The following is a 639-nucleotide window of genomic DNA, read 5'->3' on the forward strand; positions in this document are numbered from 1 at the left end:
GTCTGAGACTTTTATATCAGAGGCTAAATTACTCACTGATGATTCGTCGAGTCGTTGTCGGTAGTAAAATAAAGGTTGATGAATTTGTTTGACTTTCCCACCATTTTTAATGATGGAAATAAACAGTTCCCAATCTTCAATAAAAGTCATGTTGCTATCAAAGCCACCCACTGCATCGTAATCTTTTTTTCGGATTAAGGCGGTAATATAGATGCAGTTCTGCAGTAAAAAGTCTGGTAAGGCAAATTTAGGTAACTTCCATGGTTTATTTCTCGCGCCAAAAAGAAAGGCATCAGTATATACAATTGCTAATTTCTTATCAGCTTCAGCTGCATCTACACATACTTTCAAATAGTCTATTCCCAAAAGATCATCTGAATCTAGACAAACAAGGTAATCGCCACGGGCATATTGAATAGCATGAATACGAGCTTTGACGCAGTAAGTATTTTCTTGTGAAAGTACTTTTAATCTAGATTCTTTTTTTGCTTCTTCATATAGAATTTCTAAGGTATTGTCGTTTGAACCATCATCAATAGCTATAATTTCAAAGTTTTGATAAGACTGGTGATAAATACTTAATAAAGTTTCCTTAATGTAATTAGCTGAGTTATGGCATGGAATAATAATGGATATAAG

The 639-nt window shown here is 33.8% G+C and carries 1 protein-coding gene; it reads right to left on the reverse strand.

Features of this window, described 5'->3' with window-relative positions; translation table 11 throughout:
- A partial coding sequence (locus ACTHUT_RS21495) for a glycosyltransferase family 2 protein (protein ID WP_440419841.1) occupies positions 1 to 639 on the reverse strand: 639 nt, incomplete at both ends.

This window comes from Neisseria sp. P0022.S010 (genome assembly GCF_051956635.1).